We start from the raw sequence: 5,767 nt of genomic DNA, 5'->3' as shown, positions 1-5,767 counted from the left end.
GCCAGGTCCCGCCGCCGGCCGCGCCGTCTCCGTACGGCCAGCCCGCACCGGCCCCGTACGGACAGCCCGCGCCCGCGCCGTTCGGTCAGCAGCCGCCCGGTCCGCCTCTGGGCGGCCCTCCTCAGGGCGTGCCCCAAGGTGTGCCGCCCGGCGGCGCCGGTCTCCAGGCCGCCCTTCAGCCGTACAAGGAACTGCCCACGGGCCAGCGCTGGACTCCGCAGAACGGCCAGCTCGTGCGGGTCGACCTCGGCATGGGCGGCACTCCGGTCCTCGCCCGCCAGGGCAGCATGGTGATGTACCAGGGCAAGGTCGACTTCAGCTACAAGGGCGCCGGTTTCGCCGGCCGTATCGTCGGCAACGCCACCGGCCAGGAGATGCAGCTCATGCGCTGTACAGGCCGCGGCCAGGTGTTCCTCGCCGAAGAGGGCGCGCATCTGCATCCCGTGGAGCTCCAGGGCGACGGTATCTGTGTCTCGGCGGAGAATGTCCTCGCCTTCGACGAGTCCCTCCAGTACGAGGTCCGCCGTGTCGAGGGCCATGGCATCCCCGGCGGCGCCCTGTTCACCATGCTCTTCCAGGGCACAGGCACCGTCGTCGTGAAGACTCACGGCACTCCGGTGGTCCTGCCCGTCACGCCCACGACCTTCGCCGACTGCAATGCTGTCGTCGCGTGGTCGGCCGCGTCCCAGGTGATCATCTCCAGCCAGGTCAGACTGCGCCGCAACGCGTATCCCGGCCACAGCGGAGAGACCGTGAACCTCCAGTTCCGGGGAGCCCCCGGCAACTTCATCGTCGTCCAGCCGTACGAGGTCTGAGGGAGCCCGGACCATGAACCAACAGCTCACGGGCTACGCCCCCACCCCCATCGCGGCCCGGATGGAGAACCACGGCCGTGCCATGCTCAAGGTCGCCATGGCCTCGGGGCACGACCTCTTCGCACGGACCGGCTCGATGGTCGCCTACGAAGGCTTCATCCAGTACGAGCCGAATCCGCCCGCCATCCGCCAGATCGCCTCCCAGTGGGTCACCGGCGAGGGCACGCCTCTGATGAAGTGCTCCGGCGACGGTCTGCTCTATCTCGCCGACTACGGCGCGGATGTTGTCGTCATCAACCTCGACAACGACGCCCTCTCGGTCAACGGCACCAATCTGCTGGCCTTCGACGCCCATCTCCAGTGGGGCGTCGAGCGGGTGAAGGGCCTGGCCAAGTTCGCCGGGCAAGGGCTGTGGAACGTACAGATCTCCGGGACCGGCTGGGTCGCGTTGACCTCGCGCGGTACTCCGATCGTGGTCGACTGCGGCCGTGGAGAGGACGAGACCTATGTCGACCCGGACGCCCTTGTCGCCTGGTCCCCGGCCCTCAAGGTGAAGGGCAAGCGCAGCCTGAAGGCCTCGGCGCTGATAGGGCGAGGCAGCGGAGAGGCCTTCCAGATGGCCTTCTCCGGCCAGGGCATCGTCGTCGTACAGCCCAGCGAGGACAGCACCGACCGTCTGCGGATCCAGGGCTGAGAGGAGCGAGAACACATCATGCAGAGTCCGCTTTTCGCCTATACGGAACAGCAGTCCCAGGAGCGGTACGCGGTGCAGAACCCGCAGCTCCTGCGGGTGGCGCTCACCGGCCAGGACGATGTCCTCGCCCGCAAGGGCGCGATGGTCGCCTATCAGGGGCTGATCGACTTCGACGGTGAGTACCAGTCGCAGGGCCAGCGGCAGGCCCGCGCCCGCACCGGTGAGGGCCTCGATCTGATGCGCTGCTCCGGGCAGGGCACGGTCTATCTGGCCAATCTCGCCCAGTACATCCATGTGGTGGAGGTCGAGCAGGAAGGGATGACGGTCGACAGCGCCTATGTGCTGGCGCTCGACTCCTCGCTGCACACCGAGGTCATCGCGGTGGACAGCCAGTACGGCATCTCCGGCTCCGGCAAGTACCAGCTCAATATCTCCGGCCGGGGCAAGGTCGCGCTGATGACCTCGGGCCAGCCGCTGATGCTCCAGATCACGCCGGACAAGTACGTCAACGCCGACGCCGACGCGATCGTCGCCTGGTCCTCCTCACTGCGGGTCCAGATGCAGGCGCAGACACACTCCTCCGGAGTGCTGAGGCGGCGCGGCAACACCGGCGAGGGCTGGGAGCTGAGCTTCCTCGGGCAGGGCTTCGCGCTCGTACAGCCCAGTGAGGTCATGCCGCCGCAGAACGCGCAGATCGGACAGGGCGTGGCCGCGCAGTTCGGCATGGGCCAGCACGGAGCACACGGTCAGAACCAGAACAATGCCTGGAGCAGATGACCGCGCTCCGGCCGCCGCGCGCTGAGCGGAAGGAGGCGGCCTCCTCAGGGAGGCTGCCTCCTTCGCGGCCGTTCTCGTGGCCGTTCTCCAGCAGTGGCCGTCCGGTTAGTGGCGGCCGTCCAGCGCGGCCCGCGTCCGCTCCACCAGCCGTACGACCGAGCCGTCGGCCACCTCCGCCGCCTCCTCGTAGGAGAACCAGCGCAGGTCCAGCGACTCCTCGCTGATCCGCTCGACCGCTCCGGCCGGTGCCAGCGCCGCGTACTGGACATCAAGATGCCAGTGGCACGGTGCCGGAATGGCATGCCGGTCGAGCTGGACAGGACCGCCCTCCAGCGGTCGCAGACCGAGGATCCCGGACTCCTCCGTGGCCTCCCGCAGCGCGGCGCGCTCCAGAGTGTCGTCACCAGGCTCGCAGTGACCGCCCATCTGGAGCCACATACCGAGCTTCTTGTGCAAGGTCAGCAGCACCTTGCCGCGTTCCGGATCGATGACCAGCGCGCTGGCCGTGAGATGTCCCGCCGTGCAGGACTTCCACATCGCGTCCGGATGGGCGGACAAATGATCCAGATAGAGCCCGCGCAGGTCCTCCTGGCCCTCGTACCGGCTCTCATAGCCCTTCAGTACGAGGGCGGCGTCGTCATGCAGGCTCACTGGTCGGTGTCGTCCTTGCCACCCTTGCCACCCTTGCCGTCCGGTTCGTCCGCCGCCTCGCCGAGCATCCTGTCCAGCTCGGAGAAGTCCAGCTGCTCGTGGTGGACGAAGCCGTCCGGATCGTCCAGATCCGAAGCCGTCGGCAGCATGTCCGGGTGCTCCCACAGCCGGTCGCGGCCGTCGACTCCGCGTGCGTCCGTGAGCGACGCCCACAGCCGGGCGGCGTCGCGCAGCCGGCGCGGCCGGAGCTGAAGACCAATGAGCGTGGCGAAGGTCTGCTCGGCGGGGCCGCCGGAGGCACGGCGCCTGCGCAACGTCTCGCGCAGCGCGTCCGCTCCGGTGAGCCGCGACTTCGCGGCCTCGTGCACCACCGCGTCCACCCAGCCCTCGACCAGCGCGAGCGCCGTTTCGAGACGGGCCAGCGCGGCCTTCTGCTCCGGAGTGTCCTCCGGCTGGAACATGCCCTGCTGGAGCGCTTCCTGAAGCTCCTCGGGATGCGTGGGATCGAACTGGCCGACCACATCCTCCAGCTTGGTGGTGTCGACCTTGATCCCGCGGGCATAGCCCTCGACCGCGCCGAACATATGCGACCGCAGCCAGGGCACATGGGCGAAGAGCCGCTGGTGGGCGGCCTCGCGCAGAGCCAGATACAGCCGGATCTCGTCCTTGGGCACACCGAGGTCCTTGCTGAACGCCTCGATGTTCAGCGGGAGGAGCGCGGCCTTGCCGGCCGGGCCCAGCGGCAGCCCGATGTCCGTGGAGCCGACCACCTCGCCCGCCAGCACGCCCACGGCCTGCCCGATCTGCTGGCCGAACATGGCGCCGCCCATGGAGCGCATCATCCCGATCAGCGGGCCCGCCACGGACTGCATCTCCTCGGGCAGCACCTCGCCCATGGCCGTGCCGACACGCTCCGCCACCGGGTCCACGAGCTGCTGCCACGCGGGCAGCGTCGCCTCGACCCACTCGGCGCGGCTCCACGCCACCGAGGTGCTCGCGCCGGACGGCAGGGACGTCACACCGTCCAGCCACAGATCGGCCAGCCGTACGGCCTCGTCCACCGCGGCGCGCTCCGAAGGGCCGACGCTGGAGTCCTTGGTGCCGTCAGGCGTGCCCTGTGCGACCGTCTGGCGGGCGATCTGCTTGGCCATGTCCCAGTTGACGGGACCGCCCTCATAGCTGAGCATCTGGCCGAGCTGCTGGAAGGCCGCGCCCAGGTCGCTCGGGTTCAGCGAACCGAACATCGCGGCGAACGGATTGTCACCGCCGCCCGCGCCGCCCGGCAGCCCGAACCCGAAGTTTCCGAAGGGATTGCCGGGACCGCCCTGACCACCGGCACCCTGACCACCTCCGGCAGGGTCCTTCTTCTTGCCGTCGCCGTCCTCCGGCTCCTCCGGCGGAAGGCCGAATCCGAATGGGGTGTCACTCACGGGGTTCCTCGGCTCGTAGGGCCACCGGCTTCTGCCGGCGGCGGCTGCCCGACTACACCACCCAGCCTAAGCGGCACCGGGTGGACGAGGGCGGTGCCGCGTGCCGTCGGCCGGGCCCGGCCGCACGACCCGGACTCCGCCTTCGGCCCGCTCGGTCCGCCGCCTCAGGCGGCCTCGCACGGCTGCGACACCCGGGCGGCTTCCGGGCTCAGTGCTCCGTCGGCCTGTGGCCTGCGGCAGGATGGACGTCACCTGGTACGTACGCGTCATTCACGTACGTATTGAAGACAACCGCTGGAGACGCCCGGTGAGTTCCCCAGATCCGCAGGTTCGCGCAGCGCGAAACCGCTCAACCACGCACCCGTCCCGGGGCCCTGTCGTCGCGGTCACCGGCGCCGCCTCCGGCGTCGGTGACCTGCTCACCCGGCGCCTCGCCGCTTCCGACGAGATCAAGCAGGTCATCGCCATCGACGAGCGCCGAGGCGAGGTCTCCGAGGCGCAGTGGCACATCCTCGACGTCCGCGATCCGGCCATCGCGGAGAAGTTGCGCGGCGCGGACGTGGTGGTACACATGGCGCTCGATCTCGATCTGGAGACCGATCCCGCCGCCCGAACGGCCTACAACGTACGAGGAACCCAGACCGTGCTCACGGCGGCAGCCGCGGCGGGCGTCCACCGTGTCGTGCTGTGCACCTCGGCGATGGTCTACGGCGCGCTGCCCGACAACGACATCCCGCTCTCCGAGGACGCCGAGCTGCGTGCGACGGCCGAGGCCACGGGCGTCGGCGATCTGCTGGAGATCGAGCGGCTGGGCCGCCGGGCGCCCCGTGCGCACCCAGGGCTCAATGTGACGGTCGTACGGCCCGCCGTCCTGGTCGGCGGTACGGACACGGCCCTCACCCGCTATTTCGAGTCACCGCGGCTGCTCGTGGTCGCCGGATCCCGTCCCACCTGGCAGTTCTGCCATGTCGAGGATCTGGTGAGCGCCCTGGAGTACGCGGCGCTCGAAAAGGCCGACGGGGAGTTCGCGGTGGGCTGCGACGGCTGGCTGGAGCAGGAGGAGGTCGAGGAGCTGAGCGGCATCCGCCGGATGGAGCTGCCGTCCGCGGTCGCCCTGGGAGCCGCGGCCAGGCTGCACAGGATCGGTCTCACGCCCTCTCCGGCCGGCGATCTCGCGTACACGATGCATCCCTGGGTGGTCAGCGTCAGCAGGCTGCACGACGCGGGCTGGCGGCCACGGTGGACCAACGAGGAGGTGCTCGCCGCGCTGCTGGAGGAGGTGGAGGGCCGGCACACGGTCGTCGGGCGCCGGCTCGGCCGCAAGGACGCCACCGCGGCGGGCGCGGCGGGCGCGACGGTTGCGCTGCTCGGTACGGCCGCGCTGGTACGGCGGGGCCGCC

General features: G+C 70.0%; 6 protein-coding genes. 4 read left to right on the top strand and 2 right to left on the bottom strand.

Annotation, left to right across the window (positions count from 1 at the left end):
- From GA0115259_RS25185 to GA0115259_RS25175, 3 genes are all read left to right on the top strand, one after another.
- The coding region (locus tag GA0115259_RS25185) for an AIM24 family protein (RefSeq protein ID WP_141716686.1) at positions 1–815 on the top strand (815 nt) is incomplete at its 5' end.
- A gap of 13 nt (positions 816–828) precedes the next feature.
- Positions 829–1,509, top strand: a complete 681-nt coding sequence (locus GA0115259_RS25180) for an AIM24 family protein (RefSeq protein WP_093601262.1) — start codon at positions 829–831, stop codon at positions 1,507–1,509.
- Between the two features lie 18 nt (positions 1,510–1,527).
- Positions 1,528–2,286: an AIM24 family protein gene (locus GA0115259_RS25175; RefSeq protein ID WP_093601260.1), complete on the top strand. Its 759-nt coding sequence runs from the start codon at positions 1,528–1,530 to the stop codon at positions 2,284–2,286.
- Between the two features lie 105 nt (positions 2,287–2,391).
- Here the strand turns inward: GA0115259_RS25175 and GA0115259_RS25170 are convergent, their stop codons facing one another.
- Together GA0115259_RS25170 and GA0115259_RS25165 are read right to left on the bottom strand one after the other, a co-directional pair.
- A complete protein-coding gene (locus GA0115259_RS25170; protein ID WP_093601258.1) occupies positions 2,392–2,937 on the bottom strand; it encodes an NUDIX hydrolase in 546 nt (181 codons plus the stop codon).
- Entirely contained in the window at positions 2,934–4,367 is a 1,434-nt protein-coding gene (locus GA0115259_RS25165) for a zinc-dependent metalloprotease (protein ID WP_093601256.1), read from the bottom strand. Before GA0115259_RS25165 ends, GA0115259_RS25170 begins: the two co-directional genes overlap by 4 nt.
- 307 nt (positions 4,368–4,674) lie before the next feature.
- Here GA0115259_RS25165 and GA0115259_RS25160 point away from each other — a divergent pair.
- Positions 4,675–5,767: SDR family oxidoreductase (locus GA0115259_RS25160; protein ID WP_107469259.1), on the top strand; the 1,093-nt coding region annotated here is incomplete at its 3' end.

It is taken from the genome of Streptomyces sp. MnatMP-M17 (assembly GCF_900091995.1).
Taxonomy (GTDB): Bacteria; Actinomycetota; Actinomycetes; order Streptomycetales; family Streptomycetaceae; genus Streptomyces.
This window is presented reverse-complemented; position numbering and strand designations above follow the sequence as displayed.

Bases quoted from the DNA above. Each gene is read 5' to 3' on its own strand.
- GA0115259_RS25175 (WP_093601260.1), top strand. From the start codon at position 1,528: ATGCAGAGTCCGCTTTTCGCCTATACGGAACAGCAGTCCCAGGAGCGG.
- GA0115259_RS25180 (WP_093601262.1), top strand. From the start codon at position 829: ATGAACCAACAGCTCACGGGCTACGCCCCCACCCCCATCGCGGCCCGG.